Origin of the sequence: Citrobacter freundii complex sp. 2024EL-00216 (assembly GCF_043945515.1) — a bacterium.
Taxonomy (GTDB): Bacteria; Pseudomonadota; Gammaproteobacteria; order Enterobacterales; family Enterobacteriaceae; genus Citrobacter; species Citrobacter portucalensis.
Genome location: NZ_JBIMRA010000017.1, coordinates 52,545 through 74,972 on the forward strand (window position 1 = coordinate 52,545; position 22,428 = coordinate 74,972).

Here is a 22,428-nt window from a genome sequence, read left to right on the forward strand (position 1 = left end):
AAAGGCTAACTTTTATCCAGTATCGGCACAGGCGTTTATATCTTTATAAAGTTTTCTTAAGTATCACGAAACAAATTAGTGACAGCGTCACAAATAACAAAACCCAGCACTTTGGCTGGGTTTTAATAACGGTTTAATCTTATTTAGATAATTCTTTTTTGATTTCGTCTTTTATTTTACTTAATTCACTCTGCGGATGTTTCTTACAAAGTTCAACGGTCAGAGGAACTGCAGTCGTAACGGTTTCGTTATAGTCGACGTAGTCACCACCTTTGAAGTCTTCGTCTTCATTGAGCACCCAGAAGGCCACCGGAGCCATAGTTTGTGGGTTTAAATCAATAAACTCCTGGCAGTTCATGCCTTTCGGAGTCACTTCAGTTTTAGCGTTATCTGTTGCTGCATTGACGCTGACACTGGTTAACAGCGCTGCGACCAGAATACCTGCTGTAGAAAGGGAGAATTTATTCATTGTAGTACTCCATTTATAATATAAATAATATCTACACTTGCGCTTAACACCGTTAATGTAGCTCGCGAAAAATAATACCCTTACCGTCATAAGAATAAAGATTGCTGTTATTGATATGGCTGAAATTTATATTTCCCATTACTGATTCTTATGTCTGAGGGATAAATGTTGCCCACAATGTGATCGTTCCGACGAAATCAGCAGATTCATACCCCTCTTCCTCTACCGTTGCACCAAAACTGAACTACGCTGCACAAATGTTGATCATTGGTTAATGAATATCGGTTGGTTTTTAACAAAAACAGCCGGCGTGCCGCTGTTACGCACATGGCACGCGTCCTGCATTGTTAATTCGCTAACAGAAATACGGTATCTGACAGGCAACTAACAGCGAGAAGGTAATGACAGCCAAACCAGAGTTATTTACCCGCATAGAGCAAACCTTTAGCCAGCTGACGCCCAGCGAAAAGCGCGTGGCCGGGTGGCTGTTAGCCCATGCTGTGCAGATCCCATTTGAAACCGCAGATGGCATCGCCAAAGCAACCGGAACCAGCGGCATTACCGTCGGACGTTATCTGCGTAAACTGGGCTTTCGTAACCTGGAGGATGCAAAAGCCAGTCTGCGTGAGCTTCCCGTTGTTCCGTATCAGCCCTGGGGAATGAATGAACGACTGGACTCCTGGCACCAGCAACAAAGCCTGCCGGATCGGGCACAGCAGTCGCTGTTACTGGAGATCGACGCCATTACCCACGTCTATCAACTTGCCCAGGGTGAGACGTTTCAACGCATTGCACAGCAGCTGGCGCATGCGGAAGCCGTATACATCCTCGGGATCCAGTCCACCCGCGGGATCGCCAACGCCTTTTTTAGTCACCTGGAATACCTGCGACCTAAAGTCAGCTACTCCGAAGGCCTGTCCGGCAGTTGGGTAGAGTCGCTGAACTCGGGATTCAGCCAGCCTTACGTGGTTATTACCGATATGCGCGCCTACTCCGCTATTTCGCGACAATATTGCCGCGTCGCCACAGAACGCTGTATTCCGCTGGCGCTCATTACCGATGTGTGGTGCCCATGGGCCAGGGATTATTCCATTGATTTACTTCAGGTAAAAACTGACACCGGGCATTTCTGGGACTCACTGGCACCGGTGAGCTGTCTGTTCAACTTATTACTTTCTGCGGTGGTGGCGCAACTGGGTGACGCCCTCGCAGGACGCCTGCAAACCAATCGCCAGTTACAACAACAATTTGGTCAATTCGAACAATAAACAGGAAACGTGCTATGTCAGAACTCCCAGAACTGGTCGATCTGTCGGTGATATTTCCGTCGCTGCATATCGATCTTAAATACGCTACTGCCGACAACATTACCGGCGCACCTATCTACCGGGAAGCGCGTTGTCTGTTGCACACTGAGGCGGTAACCGCGCTGGCTAAAAGCATCAGCATTGCGCAACTGGCCGGCCTGCAGCTTGTGGTGTACGACGCGTATCGCCCCCAGCAGGCGCAGGCGATACTGTGGAATGCCTGTCCCGACCCGCAGTATGTTGTCGATGTCGCAATTGGTTCCAATCACAGTCGCGGAACGGCCATTGACGTTACGTTGATGGACGATCGCAGCCATCTCCTTGATATGGGGGCCGGTTTTGATGAAATGCACGACCGTTCCCATGCCTGGCACCCGTCTGTACCTCCGGCAGCGCAGCGTAACCGCCTGCTGCTCAATGCCATTATGTTTGGCGGTGGTTTTGTCGGTATTAACAGTGAATGGTGGCATTTTGAATTACCTGATGCCGCTCGCTATCCGCTGCTTGACGATCAAATAGATTGTTACACTGTCACGCCTATAACAACACAACATCCCCTTTAATTCTGGAGCCTGGTTATGAAGACTACACCTGCGTTAAACGCGTTTTTCCGCCCCGCTCTGATAGCCGTTGCGTTAGCATTTGCCCTGCCCGCCGCACAGGCTGCCGTTCCCAAAGATATGTTGGTGATTGGTAAAGCCGCCGATCCGCAGACGCTCGACCCCGCCGTGACCATCGATAACAATGACTGGACGGTTACCTATCCCTCTTACCAGCGGTTGGTTCAATACAAAACCGACGGAGGTAAAGGATCCACGGAAGTTGAAGGTGATTTAGCCAGCGGCTGGAAAGCCTCTGACGATCAGAAAGAGTGGACGTTTACCCTGAAAAACGATGCCAAATTCGCCGACGGAACGCCGGTAACGGCAGATGCGGTAAAGCAATCCTTTGAACGTTTGCTCAAAATTGGTCAGGGACCTGCGGAAGCTTTCCCAAAAGATCTGAAGGTCGACGTCATTGATAACAACACGGTGAAATTTACCCTCAGCCAGCCGTTTGCCCCGTTTCTGTATACGCTGGCAAATGACGGTGCCTCAATCATTAACCCGGCCATCTTAAAAGAGCATGCCGCAGACGATGCCCGCGGATTCCTCGCGCAGAACACGGCAGGATCTGGTCCCTTCATGCTGAAGAGCTGGCAAAAGGGACAACAACTGGTGCTGGTGCCGAACCCGCATTATGCCGGGGCGAAACCGACATTTAAGCGTGTCTCAGTCAAAATAATTGGTGAAAGCGCCTCCCGTCGCCTGCAACTGTCACGTGGTGATATCGACATTGCCGATGCGCTTCCTGTTGACCAGCTTGCCGCTTTAAAACAGGAAGGCAAAGTGAACGTGGCGGATTATCCCTCATTGCGCGTGACCTATCTGTATCTCAACAACAGTAAAGCGCCGCTCAATCAGGTGGATTTACGCCGCGCCATCTCGTGGGCCACCGATTATAAAGGCATGGTCAACGGGATCCTGAGCGGCAACGGGAAGCAAATGCGTGGCCCGATCCCTGAAGGCATGTGGGGTTTTGACGACAAGGCCATGCAGTACAGCTTTGATGAAGCCAAAGCCAAAGCAGCGTGGGACAAAGTTGCCACCAAACCTGAAAGCCTGAGCTTCCTGTACTCCGATAATGACCCTAACTGGGAACCTATCGCGCTCGCCACCCAGGCAAGCCTTGGCAAACTGGGCATTAAGGTGAAACTGGAAAAACTGGCAAACGCCACCATGCGCGACCGCGTGGGCAAAGGCGATTACGACATTGCCATTGGCAACTGGAGTCCGGATTTTGCCGACCCGTACATGTTTATGAACTACTGGTTTGAGTCAGATAAGAAAGGCTTGCCGGGTAACCGTTCGTTCTATGAAAACGGTGAGGTCGATAAACTGCTGCGCAGCGCGCTGGCCACGACCGATCAGGTGGCCAGAACCAATGACTACCAGCAGGCGCAAACCATCGTGATTGATGAAGCGGCCTACGTCTATTTATTCCAGAAAAACTATCAGCTGGCGATGAACAAAGACGTCAAAGGATTTGTATTCAACCCCATGCTGGAACAGGTCTTCAATATCTCCACCATGAGTAAATAAGCCACGTTTATGCGGAGCCGCTCTGGCTCCGCAAGGGGAAGCTAATGACGTTCTGGAGTATTTTACGCCAGCGATGCTGGGGACTTATTCTGGTGGTTATCGGTGTTTGCGTAATCACCTTTATTATTTCACACCTGATACCTGGCGACCCCGCGCGGCTGCTGGCGGGCGATCGCGCCAGCGATGAAATCGTCGAAAATATTCGCCAACAGCTGGGGCTGAATCAACCGCTGTATGTCCAGTTTTTTCGCTATGTCAGCGATATTTTTCACGGCGATTTAGGCATATCCATTCGCACCGGACGTCCGGTACTGGATGAGCTGCGCATTTTCTTCCCCGCGACCCTTGAATTGGCTTTCTGCTCTTTGTTGTTGGCGCTGGTGATAGGTATCCCGCTGGGTATTTTATCTGCGGTCTGGCGTAACCGCTGGCTTGATCACCTTGTTCGGCTAATGGCAATTACCGGTATCTCCACGCCTGCATTCTGGCTGGGGCTGGGGGTTATCGTGCTGTTTTACGGTCATCTGCAAATTTTACCCGGCGGTGGGCGTTTAGACGACTGGCTGGATCCACCTGCTCACGTTACCGGTTTCTACCTGATTGATGCACTGCTGGAAGGCAACGGCGAAGTCTTTTTCAATGCGCTTCAGCACCTGATTTTGCCATCGCTGACATTGGCTTTTGTACATCTTGGGATCGTTGCCCGTCAGATTCGTTCCGCTATGCTGGAGCAACTGAGTGAAGATTACATACGTACCGCCCGCGCCAGCGGGCTCCCGGGCTGGTACATCGTGCTGTGCTATGCATTGCCTAACGCTCTTATCCCATCAATCACCGTCCTCGGCCTGGCGCTGGGCGATCTGCTCTACGGTGCGGTATTGACCGAAACGGTCTTTGCCTGGCCTGGCATGGGCGCCTGGGTGGTGACCTCAATTCAGGCTCTCGACTTCCCGGCGGTAATGGGATTTGCGGTGGTGGTCTCGTTCGCCTATGTGCTGGTCAACCTGGTGGTGGATTTACTCTATCTGTGGGTAGACCCTCGAATTGGACGTGGAGGTGCTGAATGATGCTCACACAAGAAACACCGACCGCCCCTCAGACTGCACGCCGCCGCACGGACTGGGCCAAACTGTTCTGGATGATGAAAAGTAGCCCGCTGACTCTGGTTGGCGGGGTCATCATCGTATTGATACTGCTGCTGATGGTGCTGTCGCCGTGGATAACACCCCACGATCCGAATGCCATCAATTTGAGTGCGCGCCTGCTGCCCCCGTCAGCCGCTCACTGGTTTGGAACCGATGAAGTCGGTCGCGATCTGTTCAGCCGCGTTCTGGTAGGAAGTCAGCAATCTGTCGTTGCGGGTCTGGTGGTAGTGGGCATCGCCGGGGGATTGGGCTCACTGCTGGGTTGCTTGTCGGGTGTCATGGGTGGGCGTGCCGACGCGATAATTATGCGGATGATGGACATTATGCTGTCCATTCCTTCGCTGGTGCTGACGATGGCGTTGGCCGCCGCGCTGGGCCCCAGCCTGTTTAACGCCATGCTGGCGATTGCAATCGTCCGTATCCCTTTCTATGTACGCCTCGCCCGCGGTCAGACGTTAGTGGTACGCCAGTTTACTTATGTACAGGCTGCCCGGACCTACGGCGCTTCACGCTGGCATCTGATTAGCTGGCACATTTTACGCAATTCTCTGCCGCCGCTCATTGTGCAGGCATCACTGGATATCGGCAGTGCGATCCTGATGGCCGCCACGCTCGGGTTTATCGGTCTGGGCGCCCAGCAACCCAGCGCTGAATGGGGTGCGATGGTCGCAATTGGCCGCAATTACGTGCTTGATCAGTGGTGGTATTGTGCTTTTCCCGGCGCCGCCATTCTGATTACCGCCGTGGGCTTTAATCTCTTTGGCGATGGTATTCGCGATCTGCTGGATCCGAAAGCCGGAGGAAAACAGTCATGACACAACCCGTACTGGAAATCGAAGATTTGCATCTGAGTTTCCCCGGCTATAAAGCTGACGTGCATGCGCTGAACCATGTATCACTGCACATCAACCGCGGAGAAATCGTTGGTGTGGTGGGTGAATCCGGTTCCGGTAAGTCCGTGACCGCCATGCTCACCATGCGTCTGCTACCGGAGGGAAGCTATCGTATTCACCAGGGACGCGTTTCGCTGCTGGGTGAAGATGTGCTCAACGCCAGTGAGAAACAAATGCGCCAATGGCGCGGTGCACGTGTCGCGATGATCTTTCAGGAGCCCATGACAGCACTGAATCCGACCCGCCGTATCGGCCAGCAAATGGTGGAGGTGATCCGCCATCATCAGGCGTTAATCCGCACGGATGCCCGCCAGAAAGCCGTCGCTCTACTCGAAGAGATGCAAATCCCGGACGCGCCGGAGGTCATGAAACGTTTTCCGTTTGAGCTTTCCGGCGGTATGCGCCAACGCGTGATGATTGCGCTAGCCTTTTCGTGCGAGCCGGAGCTTATCATTGCCGATGAACCGACCACTGCACTGGACGTCACGGTGCAACTGCAGGTGCTGCGTTTGCTGAAGTTAAAAGCACGCGCCAGCGGAACAGCCGTGTTATTTATCAGCCATGATATGGCGGTGGTTTCACAGTTATGTGACCGGTTGTATGTCATGTATGCCGGGAGTGTGATTGAGAGTGGCCCGACGCAAACCGTTATTCAACGCCCGACTCACCCCTATTCCATCGGCTTGCTGAAATGTGCACCGGAACACGGCGAACCGCGCGCATTGCTGCCCGCCATTCCCGGCACCGTGCCGAACCTAACCTGCTTACCTGCCGGATGCGCGTTTCGCGAGCGCTGCTTTGCAGCTGGTCCTCGTTGTGAAGAAACGCCGGTGTTAAGTAGTCAGGGAGGTGCAGATCAACAATCTGCCTGCTGGTATCCGCAACTGGAGACAACACATGTCTGATTTTTTACTGGCGCTGCAGGATGTTCATGTCAACTTTCCTGCGCGTAAAAACTGGCTTGGCAAGGTTACGGAACGGGTGCATGCGCTCAACGGTCTGGATTTACAGATTCGCCAGGGTGAAACGCTGGGGATTGTTGGCGAATCCGGCTGTGGAAAAAGTACGCTGGCGCAACTGTTGATGGGCATGTTGAAACCCAGTCAGGGAAGCTATTCTCGCCGTGGTGATAAGCAGCATAACGGTATGCAAATGGTCTTTCAGGACCCGCTTTCATCACTGGATCCGCGCTTACCGGTGTGGCGGATAATTACCGAACCGGTGTGGATCCAAAAACGGAGCCCGGAGCGTGAACGACGCATGCTTGCCGAGGATTTGGCACGACAGGTGGGGATTCGTCCTGAATATCTCGACCGCTTGCCGCACGCGTTTTCCGGTGGACAGCGCCAACGTATTGCTATTGCCCGGGCGCTATCGTCAGAGCCGGATGTTATCGTCCTCGATGAGCCCACTTCAGCGCTGGATATCTCCGTGCAGGCGCAAATTCTCAACCTGCTGGTGTCGCTACAGGCGCGCAGAAACCTGACCTACGTATTGATATCGCATAACGTGTCGGTGGTCCGCCATATGAGCGACCGTGTGGCGGTGATGTACCTCGGGCAAATTGTTGAGCTGGGCGATGCCCAACAGGTTCTCACTCACCCCGCCCATCCGTACACACGATTATTACTGGACTCGGTCCCTAAAACGGGCGTACCGCTGGCGGAAGATTTGGTGTTACGTAAAACCGAGCTACCGGGAAACCGAACGTTGCCCCAGGGCTGCTTTTTCCGTGACAGATGTCCATTGGCAACCCAAGGTTGTGAGAAGAAACAGGCATTGCTGAAGAGTGATACCGGATGTGACGTTCGCTGCTGGCGGGCGGTTACATGACCTGAGCCGTTGAGAAAAGTCAGGTGCGATACGCCTTTTTCAGTGAATCCACCAGCACCTCGGAAGCGGTAGATAATTTATGATGCGCCGAACGCAAAACCCCGATCCGACGCTGGATCACCGGCGTATCCAGATCGATACAGGTTGCGCCTAACTCTGTCATTTGCGTGCGGCATAGTGCAGGTACGGCGCTACCGCCCAGACCGTTAGCCACCAGACGGCCAACGGTTACCAGCTGATGGCTCTCCAGCGCTACTTCCAGCGTATGTCCGCTTTGCACCAGTTGTTCTTCCAGCATCAGCCTCACGGCGGACGGGCGTTGCAGGGTGATAAAATCCAGCGTCAGCAGTTCGCGCCACGCAATACGATCCCTGTCTGCCAGTCGACAGGTTGGCGGCACAATCGCGATAAAACGATCCACGCCGAGCGGCGTGAAATGTAGATGTCCCGAATAGTCCGGCTCGAAGGCTATGCCCATCTCGACCCGCCCTTCACTGACCATTTCAATCACGTGTTCATTAATTACATCGTGAACCGTTACGTTGATACCGGAATAAGAATCACGAAATGTTTTCAGTACCGATGGCAGGACGTTAGCGGCAAATGAGGGCATGGCGGCGATCGATATTTTACCGCGCTGCAGCGTAAAGCGCTGGCGCATGGCTTCTTCCGTATTCTCCCAGTCCGCCAGCAGCTGTCGCCCCATATTCAGCAGCGTTTCTCCCTCCTGCGTCAGGGTCACTTTGCGAGTTGTTCTTAACAGTAACGCCCCGCCCAGCGAATCTTCCAGTCCTTTAATCGCCAGGCTTAACGCGGGTTGCGACATATTCAGTCTTTCGCTGGCATGAGCAAAATTCAGAGTGTGAGCTACCGCTAAAAACGCGCGTAACTGTTTGATGCTCATTCCCATTTCGCATTCCTTTAACTTGTTGAATACCTTTAATTAACATTAAATTGATAAAAAAACCCAATGAGTGAGTCACAAATTTAAAATTAACAAATCATTTTTCACCCCCAATGATGTCGGCAAGGACAACTGGGGAGGCAAGTGTATGGCTGGACTGGATAAACGTGTTGCCACTTATCAAGAGGCGCTGGAAGGACTGACCGACAACATGACGCTGCTGGCTGGCGGTTTTGGTTTATGTGGGATCCCTGAAAACCTGATTACCGAAGTACGCCGTCGTGAGGTTCAGGGACTTACCGTTGTATCAAACAACTGTGGCGTGGATGGCTTTGGCCTTGGCGTGCTGCTGGAAACGCGTCAGGTGCGCAAAGTGGTCGCGTCCTATGTGGGGGAAAACGCCCTGTTTGAGAAACAGGTGCTTAGCGGAGAACTGGAAGCCATCCTGACGCCACAGGGTACGCTGGCAGAGCAGTTGCGCGCGGGCGGCGCGGGGATCCCGGCATTTTTTACCGCGACCGGATATGGAACCCCCGTGGCGGAAGGGAAAGAGGTTCGCGAGTTTGCCGGACGCCCTTACATCCTTGAGCAGGCGATAACCGGTGATTTTGCGTTGGTTAAAGGCTGGAAAGCCGACTGGTACGGCAACGTCATCTATCGCCACACCGCACAGAATTTTAATCCGCTGATGGCCGCCGCCGGGCGCATTACCGTCGTGGAAGTCGAAGAAATTGTCCCTCCCGGAGAACTGGACCCTGCTGCGATTCACACTCCCGGAATTTTCGTTAACCGCATTATTCAGGGGCAGTTTGAAAAACGTATTGAACAACGCACCCTGCGCCAGAAAGGAGCCTGACATGTTAACGCGTGAACAAATGGCGATGCGCGTCGCCCGCGAGCTGCGCGACGGTTATTACGTCAACCTTGGGATCGGCATTCCCACGCTGGTGGCAAATTACATCCCTGATGGCATGGATGTGATGCTGCAATCAGAAAACGGTTTGCTGGGTATGGGCCCGTTTCCCACAGAAGACGAAATTGATGCCGACATGATCAACGCCGGGAAACAGACTGTGACGGCGCGCAAAGGCGCGGCGATTTTCGACTCGGCGCAATCCTTCGCCATGATCCGCGGCGGCCACGTTGATCTGACGGTGCTCGGTGCGTTTGAAGTCGATGTTAACGGCAATATCGCCTCATGGATGATCCCCGGAAAAATGGTGAAAGGCATGGGCGGCGCGATGGATCTGGTTGCCGGAGCCGACAATATCATTGTGGTAATGACCCATGCTTCCAAAAGCGGTGAGTCCAAACTGCTTCCCGCCTGCACCCTGCCGCTGACCGGCGTGGCCTGCATCAAACGTGTGCTTACCGACCTGGCTCTGCTGGAAATTGCCGACGGTGCGTTCATTCTGCGTGAACGCGCACCGGGCATTAGCGTGGATGAGATTGTCGCCAGAACAGCAGGCAAGCTGATCGTTCCCGAAACTGTCCCCGAAATGCACTTTAGCTGAGGAGCTGACCATGCAGGATGTTGTCATTGTCGCGGCAACGCGCACCCCGATTGGCAGTTTTCATGGCGCGCTGGCACCACTTTCCGCGGTTGAGCTTGGTTCAGTGGTGATCCGTTCGCTGCTGGAAAAAACGGCTGTGGTGCCTGAGCAAATTGATGAGGTGATTTTAGGTCAGGTTCTGACTGCGGGCTGCGGTCAGAATCCGGCCAGACAAACGGCGTTACGGGCAGGACTGCCGGTCACCACGCCCGCGTTAACCATCAACTTGGTGTGTGGTTCGGGTCTGAAGGCGGTGCATCAGGCGGTACAGGCGATTCGCTGTGGCGATGCGCAAATCGTGATTGCCGGGGGCCAGGAGAGCATGAGCAATGCGCCCTATTATCTCGACGGCGCGCGGGCCGGTCTGCGGTTGGGTCATGCCAGTATGAAAGACAGCGTGGTGCATGACGGCCTGTGGGATGCGTTCAACGACTATCACATGGGTATTACTGCCGAAAATCTGGCGGATAAGTTCGTAATCAGTCGTGAGCAGCAGGACGCTTTTGCCCTGCACTCCCAGCAAAAAGCTGCCGCCGCCATTGAAGCGGGTCGTTTTAACGCGGAAATCACGCCGGTCAGCGTCCCACAGGGCAAAAAGCCGCCACGTGTGGTGGACCGTGACGAACAACCTCGCCCGGATACTCAGGCCGACAAGCTGGCGCAACTTAAACCGGCGTTTCGTCCGGGTAACGGCACGGTGACCGCCGGAAATGCATCATCCATCAATGATGGTGCCGCCGCGGTGATGTTGATGAGCGCCGCCAAAGCGGCGGAACTCAATCTGCCAGTGCTTGCCCAGGTGGCGGGCTACGCGGTTTCTGGCGTCGATCCCGCCATTATGGGCATTGGGCCGGTAGAAGCGTCACTCCAGTGCCTGAAGCGTGCTGGCTGGACGCTAAATGACGTGGATCTTATCGAAGCCAACGAAGCCTTTGCTGCGCAAGCGCTGGCGGTTGGCGAATCCCTGAACTGGGACAGCAACCGGGTAAACGTGAACGGCGGTGCGATTGCGCTGGGGCACCCGATTGGCGCATCAGGTTGCCGAATTTTGGTAACACTGCTGCACGAAATGGCTCGCAGCAATGCAGCTAAAGGGCTGGCTACGCTGTGCGTAGGTGGCGGTCAAGGTGTGGCGCTGGCGGTAGAACGTCCGCAGGGGGTAGCTCATGCAAAGTAAGCCTATCTGCATTCTGGGCGCGGGGTTAATGGGTGTCGGCATTGCTACCCACTTCGCCCGTTTTGGTTACGATGTCTGGTTATACGATACCGATAGCAGCCGAATTGCAGAAATAAGCGGAGTTGCTGGCGGTATCCTGGATGAGCTGATTGTCACTGATCAATTTGCAATTGGTGAAAAAGCGACGGTCGTGGCTCGCCTGCACGGCACAACCTCGCTACAGGATATTGCCGCATGCCGGTTACTGATTGAAGCGATCCCGGAGCGGCTCGAACTCAAACACGCACTGTATGCGCAACTGGAAGAGCTGATCGCGCCGGAGGCCGTTATTGCCAGTAATACCAGCGGCCTGCCGCCGGATGCGCTGGCAGAAAAACTCGCCCATCCCGAACGGTTGCTGATCGCCCATTTCTGGCACCCGCCACATTTTATTCCGCTGGTCGAAATTGTACCTGGCACCGCAACGAAGCCGGAATATCTCCATGAATTGCAACAACAACTGATCGCGATGCAACTTGAGGCCGTGGTGCTCGACCGCGCCGCCCCAGGGTTTGTTGGCAATCGACTGCAGTTTGCTCTGCTGCGTGAAGCGCTACATATCGTTAAAAGCGGCATCGCCAGCGCAGAAGTGGTTGATCAGGTGATGCGCGCCTCGCTCGGACGTCGCTATGCAATGGTCGGTCCGCTGGAGGCTGCTGATATGACCGGACTTTCTACGGTGCAGGACATTTGTCGGCATCTGCTTCCGGAACTGGCAACCGGCAGCGACATGATGTCGCTGGTCGCTGACAAGGTTGCCAACGGTGATACCGGGTTGCGCAGCGGCCAGGGATTTTATCGCTGGGATGATTCGCGCAAGGAATACATCCAGCAACGCAGGGAGCATCAGCTGCGATTTGCCCTGAAGCCATAACGTCTCTTTCTGTACCCCAATATAATAATAAGGAGTCATGATGAGTGTATTAATCGCCCTGGCAGCGCTGGGCCTGCTGATGCTGGCAGCCTATCGCGGATACAGCGTCATTCTGTTTGCCCCCATCGCAGCATTAGGTGCTGTATTGCTTACCGAACCCAGCGCCGTCGGCCCTGCTTTCACCGGCCTGTTTATGGAAAAAATGGTCGGTTTTGTGAAGCTTTACTTCCCGGTGTTCTTGCTGGGGGCAGTGTTTGGCAAGTTAATCGAGTTATCTGGGTTTTCACGTTCCATTGTTGCCGCCGCTATCAACATTCTCGGCCGTCGCCATGCCATTCCGGTTATTGTGCTGGTATGTGCGCTGTTGACCTACGGCGGCGTATCGCTGTTCGTCGTGGCCTTTGCGGTGTATCCGTTCGCGGCTGAACTGTTCCGTCAGAGCAATATTCCTAAACGCCTGATCCCGGCAACCGTTGCGCTGGGCGCGTTCTCCTTCACCATGGATGCCCTGCCAGGCACACCGCAGATCCAGAACATTATTCCGACCAGTTTCTTCGGTACCAACGCCTGGGCCGCGCCGTGGCTGGGTCTGATAGGTTCCGTGTTTATCATCGTTGTTGGTCTGGTTTATCTCGAACGTCAGCGTCGTAAAGCGCAGGCAAAGAATGAAGGCTATGGGACTGAACTGTTAAACGAGCCGGAAACGCCGGATAACATTAATCTGCCGAACCCGATCATCGCGATCTCTCCGCTGATCCTGGTTGGGGTATTTAACCTGCTGTTTACCCGCTGGATCCCGCAATGGTATGGCGCCACGCATCAACTGGAGCTTCCGGGTCTCGCCAAGCCGATTACCACCGAAGTCGGTAAAATCACCGCTATCTGGGCAGTGGAAGCGGCGCTGATTTCTGGGATCCTGCTGGTGGTGCTCTTCGGCTATCGCAACATTAAAGGTCGCCTGGCGGAAGGCAGCAGAACGGCGGTTGGCGGCGCGATCCTCGCGGCGATGAACACCGCGTCAGAGTACGGTTTTGGCGCAGTGATCGCCGCCCTGCCAGGTTTCCTTGTACTGTCAAAAGCACTGGCGGCTATTCCTGACCCGCTGCTCAATGAAGCTATCAGTATCACTACGCTCGCCGGGATCACCGGTTCGGCGTCTGGCGGGATGAGTATTGCCCTTGCCGCCATGTCTGACACCTTTATCGCGGCCGCTCACGCTGCCAATATCCCACTTGAAGTCTTTCACCGCGTGGCGTCTATGGCCAGCGGCGGTATGGACACCCTGCCGCATAACGGCGCAGTCATTACCTTATTAGCTATCACCGGTCTCAGCCACCGTCAGGCGTATGGCGGAATTTTTGCTATTACCGTCATTAAAAGTCTGGCCGTACTGTTTGTCATCGGCGTCTTCTACACCACCGGAATTGTTTAAGGAGAATCATCATGAACTTAACGGGAAAAACCGCCCTGGTTACCGGCTCGACCAGCGGTATCGGATTAGGTATCGCACAGGTGCTGGCGCAAGCGGGCGCCACCCTGATCCTCAACGGGTTTGGTGATGTGGATGCCGCCAAAGACGCTGTTGCCCAATATGGCAAAACTCCAGGCTATCATGGCGCAGATCTGAGCGACGAAGCGCAAATTGCCGACATGATGCGCTATGCCGAGAGCGAATTCGGTGGCGTTGATATTCTGGTCAACAATGCGGGGATCCAGCATGTATCCCCGGTGGAAACCTTCCCGGTTGATAAATGGAACGCGATTATCGCTATTAATCTCTCTTCCGTTTTTCACACCACGCGTCTGGCACTTCCTGGTATGCGCGCGCGAAACTGGGGGCGCATCATTAATATCGCTTCTGTTCACGGCCTGGTGGCCTCAAAAGAGAAATCTGCCTACGTAGCGGCGAAGCACGGCGTGGTGGGATTCACCAAGACCATCGCACTGGAAACCGCGCAGACGGGTGTCACCTGCAATGCGCTATGTCCCGGTTGGGTGCTCACGCCGTTGGTTCAGCAGCAGATCGATAAGCGTATTGCCGAAGGCGCAGAGCCTGAGGCTGCGCGTGACGCCCTGCTGGCGGAAAAGCAGCCGTCGCGCGAATTCGTCACGCCGGAACAGTTAGGTGAGCTGGCACTATTTCTGTGTTCAGACGGTGCGGCGCAGGTGCGCGGCGTGGCGTGGAATATGGATGGCGGTTGGGTAGCGCAATAACATCATCAGGTGCCGGATAAGACTGACTTACATCCGGCACAGTCGTAGGCCGGATAAGACGCAGTCGCATCCGGCACGCCACGATTAAGACTTCAGCTGATAATCCAGCGTAATTTCCGCGTTCAGTACCTGCGATACCGGGCATCCGGCTTTTGCTTTCTGGATGATGCCGTCAAACGTGGCGGCGTCTATCCCCGGCACGCTCACCTGGCTATGCAACGCGACTTTAGTGATCGCAAACCCGGCATCTACTTTATCCAGAGAAACATCGGCAGTGGTATCAATGGCATCTGGGGTAAACCCCGCTTCACCCAGCATCAGCGAAAGTGCCATCGAGAAGCAGGCTGCATGGGCCGCGCCAATCAACTCTTCAGGATTGGTGCCTTTCTCACCTTCAAATCGTGTATTAAACCCATACGGTTGCTGATTCAACACGCCACTTTCGGTCGACACAGTGCCTTTGCCGCGCTTAATGTCGCCTTCCCAGTGTGCCTGACCTTTCTTATGGATAGTCATTACCGCTCTCCTGTGTTGTCGTCGGAGTTACTAGTATAGGACGGCTGAGAAAAAGCATGTTACATACGGGATAGTTCTCATTTGCCGCTTAAGCATTGACCTTTCAGATAAAATGACCGACCATCCAGAAAGCCGTTATGTTGAACATCGGCTTTATATCAGGTTGTATTTCGTCCGTTCTCATACGGGCTCGCCCTTGAAACCAGTAACAGGATTAAGGAGTTAGAATGAAATCGAACCGTCAGGCCCGTCATATTCTCGGACTGGACCACAAAATCTCAAATCAACGTAAAATCGTGACCGAAGGTGACAAAACCAACGTGGTCAATAATCCTACTGGAAGAAAGCGCCGCACTGACGGCAAGTAGCCTTTCGCACGTCTGACTGAGTAACGAGATAAACACCATTGCAACCGCAGTGGTGTTTTTGCTTATAAAACCCCTTAACCCATTCACAATGCTTTATACTTCGCCCGTTTCCCTGGCGGACAGGCTACATACGATCATAAAGAGCGCCAGGGACGGTTATTCAAAAAAGAGTGAGTGACATGGAAAACGAAACCAAAAAATTGCGTTCCCTTTACATCCCCTACGCTGGCCCGGTACTGCTGGAATTCCCTTTACTGAATAAAGGGAGCGCCTTCAGTGTGGAAGAACGCCGTAACTTCAACCTGCTGGGGTTACTGCCGGAAGTGGTCGAGACGATTGAGGAACAGGCTGAACGCGCCTGGATCCAATATCAGGGATTCAAAACCGAAATCGACAAACATATTTACCTGCGCAACATCCAGGACACCAACGAAACCCTGTTTTACCGACTGGTGCATAATCACCTGGATGAGATGATGCCAGTTATCTATACCCCAACGGTCGGCGCGGCCTGTGAGCGTTTCTCTGAGATTTATCGTCGCGCACGCGGCGTGTTTATCTCATATCAGAACCGCCACAATATGGACGATATCCTGCAAAACGTCCCTAACCACAATATCAAGGTCATCGTTGTCACCGATGGCGAACGTATTTTAGGTCTTGGCGATCAGGGGATCGGCGGGATGGGTATTCCAATCGGTAAACTGTCGCTGTATACCGCATGTGGCGGAATTAGCCCGGCCTATACTCTTCCGGTGGTACTGGACGTGGGGACCAACAATCAGCAACTGCTGAACGATCCGCTGTATATGGGCTGGCGCAATCCGCGTATCACTGATGATGAATACTACGAATTCGTTGATGAATTCATCCAGGCCGTGAAGCATCGCTGGCCGGATGTGCTGTTGCAGTTTGAAGATTTCGCCCAGAAAAACGCTATGCCACTGCTGACCCGTTATCGTGATGAAATTTGCTCGTTTAACGACGATATTCAGGGCACCGCGGCGGTTACTGTCGGTACGCTGATTGCGGCTAGCCGCGCGGCCGGTAGCCAGTTGAGTGAACAGAACATCGTCTTCCTCGGCGCAGGTTCCGCCGGTTGCGGGATCGCCGAGCAGATCATTGCGCAGATCCAGCGTGAAGGTTTAAGTGAAGAAGCGGCGCGTCAACGCGTATTCATGGTCGATCGCTTCGGCCTGTTAACAGACAAAATGCCGAACCTGCTCTCCTTCCAGACCAAACTGGTGCAAAAACGCGAAAATCTCCAGCATTGGGATACCCAAGAAGATGTGCTGTCGTTGCTCGATGTGGTCCGCAACGTTAAGCCGGATATCCTAATCGGCGTTTCCGGACAAACCGGCCTGTTTACCGAAGAGATCATCCGCGAAATGCACAAGCATTGTCCGCGTCCGATCGTCATGCCGTTGTCTAACCCCACTTCCCGTGTTGAAGCTACACCACAGGATATTATTGCCTGGACCGAAGGGAACGCGCTGGTTGCGACCGGTAGCCCGTTCGCACCGGTACTGTGGAAAGAGAAAATTTATCCGATCGCCCAGTGTAACAACGCCTATATCTTCCCGGGTATTGGTCTGGGGGTTATTGCTTCTGGCGCGTCGCGCATCACTGATGAAATGCTGATGTCGGCGAGTGAAACGCTGGCGCAGTATTCACCGCTGGTGCTCAACGGTGAAGGTCTGGTGCTACCGGAACTGAAAGATATTCAGACCGTTTCTCGCGCCATTGCCTTTGCCGTCGGTAAAATGGCTCAGCAGCAAGGTGTGGCAGTGAAAACCTCCGCCGAAGCGCTGCAACAGGCGATTGACGATAATTTCTGGCAGGCAGAATATCGCGACTACCGTCGTACTTCTATTTGACGGTTTGCCCGGCGGCACACTGCTGCCGGGCGTTCAACACTTGCGCTTTTGCGTAACTTACGATTACACTTTCACCACCGATTAACATTCTGAAAAACAAAAGGAGGATACTTATGCTGTACTGTGAACGTTTTATCGTTTCACATGCTTTTGGCGATCGCCAGTGCTCAAGCGTTATCGGTATCGTGCTGCGATAACTTCTGCTTGAGCGAAGCTAACTTCTAAATCCCCTTCTCTCGGGCTTACCGGGTTATCGTCAGCGATGTTTGACGAGGCGTTTTCACGCCTGTAACTCTTGAGTAAGCAACAATGAGCACATTACTAACCGCACAATCCTTACACGTTGATACGGCATTCGGCACGCTATTCGACGATCTTTCCTTTACCCTGAAAAAAGGCGACCGCATCGGGCTTATCGGTTACAACGGCTGCGGTAAAAGCACACTGTTAAAACTGCTCGATGGCACGATCTCGCCCACCAGTGGGGCAATCGCGCAGGCGAATCACTGCCATCTCGCGCGTGTAGAACAACATCTACCTGACGATATACTGCCGCTTACGCTGCAGGAAGCCGTTCTCGCTCAACTTCCCGAGCATGAACGCGCAGCTCAGCAGTGGCGGGTTGAAGCACTGCTTGCCGAAATGGGTTTTACACCAGAGAATTTATCTCTGACTGCGCAAACATTGAGCGGTGGCCAGCACACGCGCTTGCTATTAGCGCGGGCACTGATGCGTAATCCTGACTTGCTGCTGCTGGATGAACCGGGTAACCACCTGGATTTGCCTACATTACTGTGGCTTGAGCAGTTCTTACAGAACTGGTCTGGCAGTTTTGTGGTGGTCTCCCACGACCCGCAACTGCTGGACGCGGTGACTCATGGAACCTGGATCTTGCGCGATCGCACTCTCCATGCGTTTGATCTACCCTGTAGCGCGGCGCGTCAGGCTCTGGCAGAAAGAGATGTCAGCGATGCTCTGCGCCACAAGGCTGAGCAAAAAGAGATAGACCGGGTGACTGCCAGCGCCAAACGGCTGGCAACCTGGGGGCGGGTCTACGACAACGAAGATCTCTCCCGCAAGGCAAAGCAGATGGAAAAACAGGTACAGCGCCTGAAAGAGGTGCAAACAGAAGTAACGTCAGGAAGTCAGTGGACACTAACATTGCAGGGTGATGCCCTGCGTGCAGATCGTTTGCTGGAGATGACCAATCTGTCTGTAGCCCCTGCTCCCGGTGCAGATACACTGTTTTCCATTGCCGGTATCCGGTTAAAAAGCGGCGATCGCGTGGCGATTGTCGGGCGTAACGGTTGCGGGAAATCATCGCTGTTAAGGCTTATCTGGCAACAGTTTCAGTCACAGCTGGCATCACCTTCACTGGTGTTACACCCGCGCGTTACCCTGGGTTATTACGACCAGACGCTGCATCAGCTTGCCGATAACGATTCATTGTTTGACGCGCTGGAAGCGTTTGCCCCGCAGCCAGAGATTCGCAAGATGGCGTTGATTAGCGCGGGATTTCCGTGGGTTCGCCATGCGCAGCGAGTCAGCACGTTAAGCGGCGGTGAGCGCTCCCGGTTACTGTTTGTTGGGTTGACGCTTGCGCGCTACAGTCTGCTGATGCTCGATGAACCGACCAACCATCTGGATATGGAAGGCAAAGAGGCGCTGGCAGAAACGCTACAAAGCTATAACGGCGGCGTGTTGCTGGTCAGTCACGACCGGCAGCTTATCAGCCAAAGCTGCAACCGGTTCTGGTTAATCGACAATGGCGAACTCAGTGAATGGCACGATCTGGATGCGGTCAATGCGCGTATTCGGGAAACGTCCGCGGAGATAACCGTTCCCAAAACGGTGGCTGAAGCGAAAACTGAAATAAGCGGTGACAGCGATAGATTGCTGGAACAACTTCTCGATCTTGAGCAGCGTCTGGCCGACGATCTCGCCCGCAAGCCGAAACATCAAAAACCGTTGTTACAGGCGCAATGGCGTAAAGAGATTGAACGTCTGAACGCACAACTGGAGTAATCTTTATTGCCGGATGGCGCAAGCTTATCCGGCCTACATCAGCAAAATGCGCGTGTAGGCCAGGCATCCGGCAATTCTTGCGTGACGCTTTCCAGTTATTCCCCTTCTCCCTTTTTCTTTTTGCACATTCGCCGCACAATTTTAAATATCGCAATCTTGGTGTTGCGTTTAACGGAACATTGATGGTAGTGTTCCTCTTGAAGGAACAAGGATGATACGGATGATCATGAACTTCAGGCACAAGGGATTGCGCGATTTGTTTCTTCATGGACGAACATCAGGCGTTATTGCGAAACATGTCCGACGATTACGACACAGACTTGCCGTTATTGATGCGGCAAGCAAGGTTACAGATATCAATATGCCCGGTTATAAGCTACATCCTCTGGTGGGTGAACGCGACGGCATATGGGCAATTTCTGTTTCAGGTAACTGGCGTATTACGTTTGAATTCGTCAATGGCGACGCGTACATACTGGATTACGAGGACTATCATTGATGAAGATGGCAAATCATCCCCGTCCTGGGGATATCATTCAGGAAGCGCTGGAAGAACTCAATGTCAGCCTGCGCGAGTTTGCCAGAGCTATGGAGATTGCACCGTCAACGGCAAGTCGACTATTAACCGGGAAAGCGGCTCTGACGCCTGAGATGGCGATTAAACTCTCCGTAGTGATTGGCAGTTCACCCGAAATGTGGTTAAACCTGCAAAATACCTGGAGTCTGGCAGAGGCCCAAAAAAGCGTGGATATTTCACGTCTGCGTAAGCTGGCGGTACAGTGATATAAATGCCGGATATACTTTTGTCATCCGGCATACCATTTATTGCTGCGGTTTTCTCTCTTTCCAGGCATCCCAGGCCTGTTTGATCTCTTGCTTTGCCGTAGCGGCGTCATTGAAACCGTTTAATTCGACCTTCTTGCGCCCTTCCGGCAGATCTTTGTACACGCGGAAGAAAGATTCCAGACGTTGAACTTCAATCTTGGGCAGATCGCTCAACTCTTTGATGTCGTCATAAGTGGGGTCAATTTTACTGGCCGGAACGGCGACAATTTTGTCGTCCTTTTCACCGCCGTCGATCATCTTCAGGACGCCAATAGCGCGCAGCTTAATCAACGTTCCCGGAGCAAGCGGCGCACGGGTATAAAAAATGACGTCCAGCGGGTCACCGTCACCGGCTAAAGACTGGGTGAGTGAACCGTAGTTGGCGGGATAGGCAACCGGCATTGACTGGAAGCGATCGGCAACGATAAAACCGGTTTTGGCGTCGGTTTCATATTTAATCATTCCACCTGCCGGAATTTCGGTTACGGCATAAAACTCTTCCGGGTTGTTCTCCGGCTGAGGAAATTCGAGGATGTTTTGCGCCTGAGCTGAAGCACAAAGAAACACGCTGACTGCGAGTAATTTTTTCACCAGATGCATTGTCTTTTAACTCTTCTATTATCGGAAAGACAACACCTTACGTTCAGCAGATGACATAAACATGACGTTTTTTTGGCAAAAAAATGGCGCTACCGATGTAGCGCCATTGCGTAGAGGGAACATCAGGGATTAGTTAACCCCCTCCTCGCTCTCTTTTTTCGCTTCTTGTCTTTCAACTTCGCGATACCAACGTGGGTGATGTTTCTTCGCCCAGCGACGGCTCACTTTCCCTTCAACCATGCCTTTAATCGATCCTTTCACCCAGAATGCCATATACATATGGATGAGGATGGCGTGCATCAGGATAATCCCCGCCGCCGCATGGATCAGCAGGCTATAGCGCACGACCTGCATCGGGAAGAACTGCGCGAAGTACGGACGCCAGATAATGATACCGGTAATCAGCAACACGAAAATCATGCTCATAATCGACCAGAACATCATTTTCTGCCCGGCGTTGTATTTGCCCACATCCGCCACTTTGTGTTCATTGCCTTTCAGTACTTCCACAATGTTTTTCAGCCACGGAATATCTTTCTTATCCGGGATATTGTGGTGCACAAAGCGTACAAACATGAACATCAGCGCCACGAAGATCAGTATGCCGAAGAACGGGTGCAAAATGCGGCCCATTTGCGGCGTACCGAAGGTTTGCGTCAGCCATTGCAGAGTCGGGAAGAAAAATGAAATCCCCGACAGAGCCACCAGGAAGAAGCAGATCACCACCGTCCAGTGACAGGCGCGGTCGATAAATTTCGTGCGCACAATCATTTTCGATTTACTCATGATGATCCTCCTCGTCGTCGTCCACTTCCTTATTCGGACCAATACCAATGTAGTGGTAAATCAGTCCGGCGAAGGTGGCGATAAATCCGGCAGCGGCCAGCGGCTTCAGCGCCCCTTTCCACAGATTGATAGAGGTATCTATCTGCGGGTCTTTTGGCAGGCCGTGATACAGTTCAGGCTGGTTGGCATGATGCAGAACGTACATGACGTGCGTGCCGCCCACACCTTCCGGGTTGTAAAGACCGGCATGTTCAAAACCGCGTGCCTTCAGTTTGGCCACACGCTGTTCACCCATTTCCAGCATTTCCTGCTTGGTGCCGAAATGTATTGCCCCGGTAGGACACGTTTTCACGCAGGCAGGTTCCTGCCCGACGCTGACACGGTCCACACACAGCGTACATTTATACACGCGGTTATCCTCTTTATTGAGGCGCGGAATATTAAATGGACACCCGGCAATACAGTAGCCGCAGCCAATGCAGTGCTCTGACTGGAAATCGACAATCCCGTTGGCGTACTGGATGATGGCCCCGGCAGACGGGCACGCCTTCAGGCAGCCCGGATCTTCACAGTGCATACAGCCGTCTTTACGAATCAACCACTCCAGCTTGCCGTTCTGTTCGGTTTCGGTAAATCGCATCACCGTCCAGGACTTGGCGCTGAGATCGGCGGGGTTGTCATAAACCCCGACGCAGTGGCCTACTTCATCGCGGATATCGTTCCACTCTGAACATGCCACCTGACAGGCCTTACAGCCTATGCAGGTGGAAACGTCGATCAGCTTCGCGACCTCTGCTTTGTAATCACGAGCCTGAGGTGGCGGCGTGATGGAGTTTGTTGCGGACCGTTTGATGATGTCCTGCGTTTCCATAGACATATGTT

23 protein-coding genes and 1 pseudogene are annotated in these 22,428 nt (G+C 53.4%); 18 read left to right on the top strand and 6 right to left on the bottom strand.

What is annotated here, in order from left to right:
* Window positions 1-139: 139 nt before the first annotated feature.
* The gene (hdeB, locus tag ACHHZ7_RS19115) at window positions 140-469 is read right to left on the bottom strand and encodes an acid-activated periplasmic chaperone HdeB (protein ID WP_003019999.1); all 330 of its coding nucleotides are present in this window, start codon (window positions 467-469) and stop codon (window positions 140-142) included.
* Between the two features lie 401 nt (window positions 470-870).
* Between hdeB and ACHHZ7_RS19120 the strand changes: the two genes are divergently transcribed.
* Genes ACHHZ7_RS19120 through ACHHZ7_RS19150 form a run of 7 tightly spaced genes read left to right on the top strand, consistent with a single transcriptional unit; the run spans window position 871 to window position 7,788 of the window.
* Complete coding sequence (locus tag ACHHZ7_RS19120; RefSeq protein WP_003832990.1) at window positions 871-1,737, top strand: MurR/RpiR family transcriptional regulator; 867 nt, start codon at window positions 871-873, stop codon at window positions 1,735-1,737.
* A gap of 14 nt (window positions 1,738-1,751) precedes the next feature.
* The gene (gene ddpX / locus ACHHZ7_RS19125) at window positions 1,752-2,339 is read left to right on the top strand and encodes a D-alanyl-D-alanine dipeptidase (protein ID WP_060682199.1); all 588 of its coding nucleotides are present in this window, start codon (window positions 1,752-1,754) and stop codon (window positions 2,337-2,339) included.
* 15 nt (window positions 2,340-2,354) lie between these two features.
* Complete coding sequence (locus ACHHZ7_RS19130; RefSeq protein ID WP_003832992.1) at window positions 2,355-3,917, top strand: ABC transporter substrate-binding protein; 1,563 nt, start codon at window positions 2,355-2,357, stop codon at window positions 3,915-3,917.
* Window positions 3,918-3,961: 44 nt separating this feature from the next.
* The gene (locus ACHHZ7_RS19135; RefSeq protein WP_008784784.1) at window positions 3,962-4,984 is read left to right on the top strand and encodes an ABC transporter permease; all 1,023 of its coding nucleotides are present in this window, start codon (window positions 3,962-3,964) and stop codon (window positions 4,982-4,984) included.
* Window positions 4,981-5,877, top strand: a complete 897-nt coding sequence (gene ddpC / locus ACHHZ7_RS19140) for a D,D-dipeptide ABC transporter permease (protein ID WP_003832993.1) — start codon at window positions 4,981-4,983, stop codon at window positions 5,875-5,877. Before ACHHZ7_RS19135 ends, ddpC begins: the two co-directional genes overlap by 4 nt.
* The gene (locus ACHHZ7_RS19145) at window positions 5,874-6,860 is read left to right on the top strand and encodes an ABC transporter ATP-binding protein (RefSeq protein ID WP_060682198.1); all 987 of its coding nucleotides are present in this window, start codon (window positions 5,874-5,876) and stop codon (window positions 6,858-6,860) included. The genes ddpC and ACHHZ7_RS19145 overlap by 4 nt, the downstream gene beginning before the upstream one ends.
* Window positions 6,853-7,788 (top strand): ABC transporter ATP-binding protein, encoded by a 936-nt coding sequence (locus ACHHZ7_RS19150; protein ID WP_060682197.1) that lies wholly within the window; start codon window positions 6,853-6,855, stop codon window positions 7,786-7,788. Before ACHHZ7_RS19145 ends, ACHHZ7_RS19150 begins: the two co-directional genes overlap by 8 nt.
* Before the next feature lie 19 nt (window positions 7,789-7,807).
* Here ACHHZ7_RS19150 and ACHHZ7_RS19155 read toward each other — a convergent pair whose 3' ends face one another.
* Window positions 7,808-8,698 carry a LysR family transcriptional regulator gene (locus ACHHZ7_RS19155; protein WP_003020016.1) on the bottom strand — a complete coding sequence of 297 codons (891 nt, stop codon included), beginning with the start codon at window positions 8,696-8,698 and terminating at the stop codon, window positions 7,808-7,810.
* A gap of 142 nt (window positions 8,699-8,840) precedes the next feature.
* On the opposite strand from ACHHZ7_RS19155, the gene ACHHZ7_RS19160 reads away from it, so the two are divergent.
* From ACHHZ7_RS19160 to ACHHZ7_RS19185, 6 genes are read left to right on the top strand one after another with little or no spacing between them, the layout of a single operon-like run.
* Window positions 8,841-9,548, top strand: a complete 708-nt coding sequence (locus ACHHZ7_RS19160; protein ID WP_003020020.1) for a CoA transferase subunit A — start codon at window positions 8,841-8,843, stop codon at window positions 9,546-9,548.
* 1 nt (window position 9,549) lies between these two features.
* Window positions 9,550-10,206, top strand: a complete 657-nt coding sequence (locus ACHHZ7_RS19165) for a CoA transferase subunit B (RefSeq protein ID WP_032943469.1) — start codon at window positions 9,550-9,552, stop codon at window positions 10,204-10,206.
* Window positions 10,207-10,216: 10 nt separating this feature from the next.
* Window positions 10,217-11,422: an acetyl-CoA C-acetyltransferase gene (locus tag ACHHZ7_RS19170; RefSeq protein WP_060682196.1), complete on the top strand. Its 1,206-nt coding sequence runs from the start codon at window positions 10,217-10,219 to the stop codon at window positions 11,420-11,422.
* Complete coding sequence (locus ACHHZ7_RS19175; RefSeq protein ID WP_048214185.1) at window positions 11,412-12,335, top strand: 3-hydroxyacyl-CoA dehydrogenase family protein; 924 nt, start codon at window positions 11,412-11,414, stop codon at window positions 12,333-12,335. Before ACHHZ7_RS19170 ends, ACHHZ7_RS19175 begins: the two co-directional genes overlap by 11 nt.
* A gap of 37 nt (window positions 12,336-12,372) precedes the next feature.
* A complete protein-coding gene (locus ACHHZ7_RS19180; protein ID WP_196776256.1) occupies window positions 12,373-13,767 on the top strand; it encodes a GntP family permease in 1,395 nt (464 codons plus the stop codon).
* A gap of 11 nt (window positions 13,768-13,778) precedes the next feature.
* The gene (locus ACHHZ7_RS19185; protein ID WP_048235358.1) at window positions 13,779-14,549 is read left to right on the top strand and encodes a 3-hydroxybutyrate dehydrogenase; all 771 of its coding nucleotides are present in this window, start codon (window positions 13,779-13,781) and stop codon (window positions 14,547-14,549) included.
* An 84-nt stretch (window positions 14,550-14,633) separates the two neighbouring features.
* Here ACHHZ7_RS19185 and osmC read toward each other — a convergent pair whose 3' ends face one another.
* Window positions 14,634-15,065, bottom strand: coding sequence for a peroxiredoxin OsmC (gene osmC, locus ACHHZ7_RS19190; protein ID WP_003833007.1), 432 nt, complete (start codon window positions 15,063-15,065; stop codon window positions 14,634-14,636).
* Window positions 15,066-15,292: 227 nt separating this feature from the next.
* Between osmC and sra the strand changes: the two genes are divergently transcribed.
* The 5 genes from sra (at window position 15,293) to ACHHZ7_RS19215 (ending at window position 20,118) form a co-directional block, all read left to right on the top strand.
* Window positions 15,293-15,433, top strand: coding sequence for a stationary-phase-induced ribosome-associated protein (gene sra, locus ACHHZ7_RS19195; RefSeq protein ID WP_003833009.1), 141 nt, complete (start codon window positions 15,293-15,295; stop codon window positions 15,431-15,433).
* A 179-nt stretch (window positions 15,434-15,612) separates the two neighbouring features.
* A complete protein-coding gene (gene maeA / locus ACHHZ7_RS19200; RefSeq protein ID WP_043016305.1) occupies window positions 15,613-17,310 on the top strand; it encodes a malate dehydrogenase in 1,698 nt (565 codons plus the stop codon).
* 309 nt (window positions 17,311-17,619) lie between these two features.
* Entirely contained in the window at window positions 17,620-19,335 is a 1,716-nt protein-coding gene (locus ACHHZ7_RS19205; RefSeq protein ID WP_060682195.1) for an ABC-F family ATP-binding cassette domain-containing protein, read from the top strand.
* Between the two features lie 220 nt (window positions 19,336-19,555).
* Window positions 19,556-19,834, top strand: a complete 279-nt coding sequence (locus tag ACHHZ7_RS19210) for a type II toxin-antitoxin system RelE/ParE family toxin (protein ID WP_060683726.1) — start codon at window positions 19,556-19,558, stop codon at window positions 19,832-19,834.
* Window positions 19,834-20,118, top strand: coding sequence for a HigA family addiction module antitoxin (locus ACHHZ7_RS19215; RefSeq protein WP_003833018.1), 285 nt, complete (start codon window positions 19,834-19,836; stop codon window positions 20,116-20,118). The genes ACHHZ7_RS19210 and ACHHZ7_RS19215 overlap by 1 nt, the downstream gene beginning before the upstream one ends.
* A gap of 41 nt (window positions 20,119-20,159) precedes the next feature.
* On the opposite strand, the pseudogene ACHHZ7_RS19220 reads toward ACHHZ7_RS19215, so the two are convergent.
* The 3 genes and pseudogenes from ACHHZ7_RS19220 to fdnH all read right to left on the bottom strand — a co-directional run.
* Window positions 20,160-20,760 (bottom strand): annotated as a pseudogene (locus ACHHZ7_RS19220) (inorganic diphosphatase); the annotation flags it as partial.
* A gap of 129 nt (window positions 20,761-20,889) precedes the next feature.
* Window positions 20,890-21,546, bottom strand: coding sequence for a formate dehydrogenase-N subunit gamma (fdnI, locus tag ACHHZ7_RS19225; protein ID WP_003020054.1), 657 nt, complete (start codon window positions 21,544-21,546; stop codon window positions 20,890-20,892).
* The gene (gene fdnH / locus ACHHZ7_RS19230; protein WP_003833024.1) at window positions 21,539-22,423 is read right to left on the bottom strand and encodes a formate dehydrogenase N subunit beta; all 885 of its coding nucleotides are present in this window, start codon (window positions 22,421-22,423) and stop codon (window positions 21,539-21,541) included. Before fdnH ends, fdnI begins: the two co-directional genes overlap by 8 nt.
* Between the last annotated feature and the right edge of the window lie 5 nt (window positions 22,424-22,428).

Coding starts and splice junctions, on each gene's coding strand:
- hdeB (WP_003019999.1), bottom strand. CDS start 469: ATGAATAAATTCTCCCTTTCTACAGCAGGTATTCTGGTCGCAGCGCTG.
- ACHHZ7_RS19120 (WP_003832990.1), top strand. CDS start 871: ATGACAGCCAAACCAGAGTTATTTACCCGCATAGAGCAAACCTTTAGC.
- ddpX (WP_060682199.1), top strand. CDS start 1,752: ATGTCAGAACTCCCAGAACTGGTCGATCTGTCGGTGATATTTCCGTCG.
- ACHHZ7_RS19130 (WP_003832992.1), top strand. CDS start 2,355: ATGAAGACTACACCTGCGTTAAACGCGTTTTTCCGCCCCGCTCTGATA.
- ACHHZ7_RS19135 (WP_008784784.1), top strand. CDS start 3,962: ATGACGTTCTGGAGTATTTTACGCCAGCGATGCTGGGGACTTATTCTG.
- ddpC (WP_003832993.1), top strand. CDS start 4,981: ATGATGCTCACACAAGAAACACCGACCGCCCCTCAGACTGCACGCCGC.
- ACHHZ7_RS19145 (WP_060682198.1), top strand. CDS start 5,874: ATGACACAACCCGTACTGGAAATCGAAGATTTGCATCTGAGTTTCCCC.
- ACHHZ7_RS19150 (WP_060682197.1), top strand. CDS start 6,853: ATGTCTGATTTTTTACTGGCGCTGCAGGATGTTCATGTCAACTTTCCT.
- ACHHZ7_RS19155 (WP_003020016.1), bottom strand. CDS start 8,698: ATGGGAATGAGCATCAAACAGTTACGCGCGTTTTTAGCGGTAGCTCAC.
- ACHHZ7_RS19160 (WP_003020020.1), top strand. CDS start 8,841: ATGGCTGGACTGGATAAACGTGTTGCCACTTATCAAGAGGCGCTGGAA.
- ACHHZ7_RS19165 (WP_032943469.1), top strand. CDS start 9,550: ATGTTAACGCGTGAACAAATGGCGATGCGCGTCGCCCGCGAGCTGCGC.
- ACHHZ7_RS19170 (WP_060682196.1), top strand. CDS start 10,217: ATGCAGGATGTTGTCATTGTCGCGGCAACGCGCACCCCGATTGGCAGT.
- ACHHZ7_RS19175 (WP_048214185.1), top strand. CDS start 11,412: ATGCAAAGTAAGCCTATCTGCATTCTGGGCGCGGGGTTAATGGGTGTC.
- ACHHZ7_RS19180 (WP_196776256.1), top strand. CDS start 12,373: ATGATGAGTGTATTAATCGCCCTGGCAGCGCTGGGCCTGCTGATGCTG.
- ACHHZ7_RS19185 (WP_048235358.1), top strand. CDS start 13,779: ATGAACTTAACGGGAAAAACCGCCCTGGTTACCGGCTCGACCAGCGGT.
- osmC (WP_003833007.1), bottom strand. CDS start 15,065: ATGACTATCCATAAGAAAGGTCAGGCACACTGGGAAGGCGACATTAAG.
- sra (WP_003833009.1), top strand. CDS start 15,293: ATGAAATCGAACCGTCAGGCCCGTCATATTCTCGGACTGGACCACAAA.
- maeA (WP_043016305.1), top strand. CDS start 15,613: ATGGAAAACGAAACCAAAAAATTGCGTTCCCTTTACATCCCCTACGCT.
- ACHHZ7_RS19205 (WP_060682195.1), top strand. CDS start 17,620: ATGAGCACATTACTAACCGCACAATCCTTACACGTTGATACGGCATTC.
- ACHHZ7_RS19210 (WP_060683726.1), top strand. CDS start 19,556: ATGATCATGAACTTCAGGCACAAGGGATTGCGCGATTTGTTTCTTCAT.
- ACHHZ7_RS19215 (WP_003833018.1), top strand. CDS start 19,834: ATGAAGATGGCAAATCATCCCCGTCCTGGGGATATCATTCAGGAAGCG.
- fdnI (WP_003020054.1), bottom strand. CDS start 21,546: ATGAGTAAATCGAAAATGATTGTGCGCACGAAATTTATCGACCGCGCC.
- fdnH (WP_003833024.1), bottom strand. CDS start 22,423: ATGTCTATGGAAACGCAGGACATCATCAAACGGTCCGCAACAAACTCC.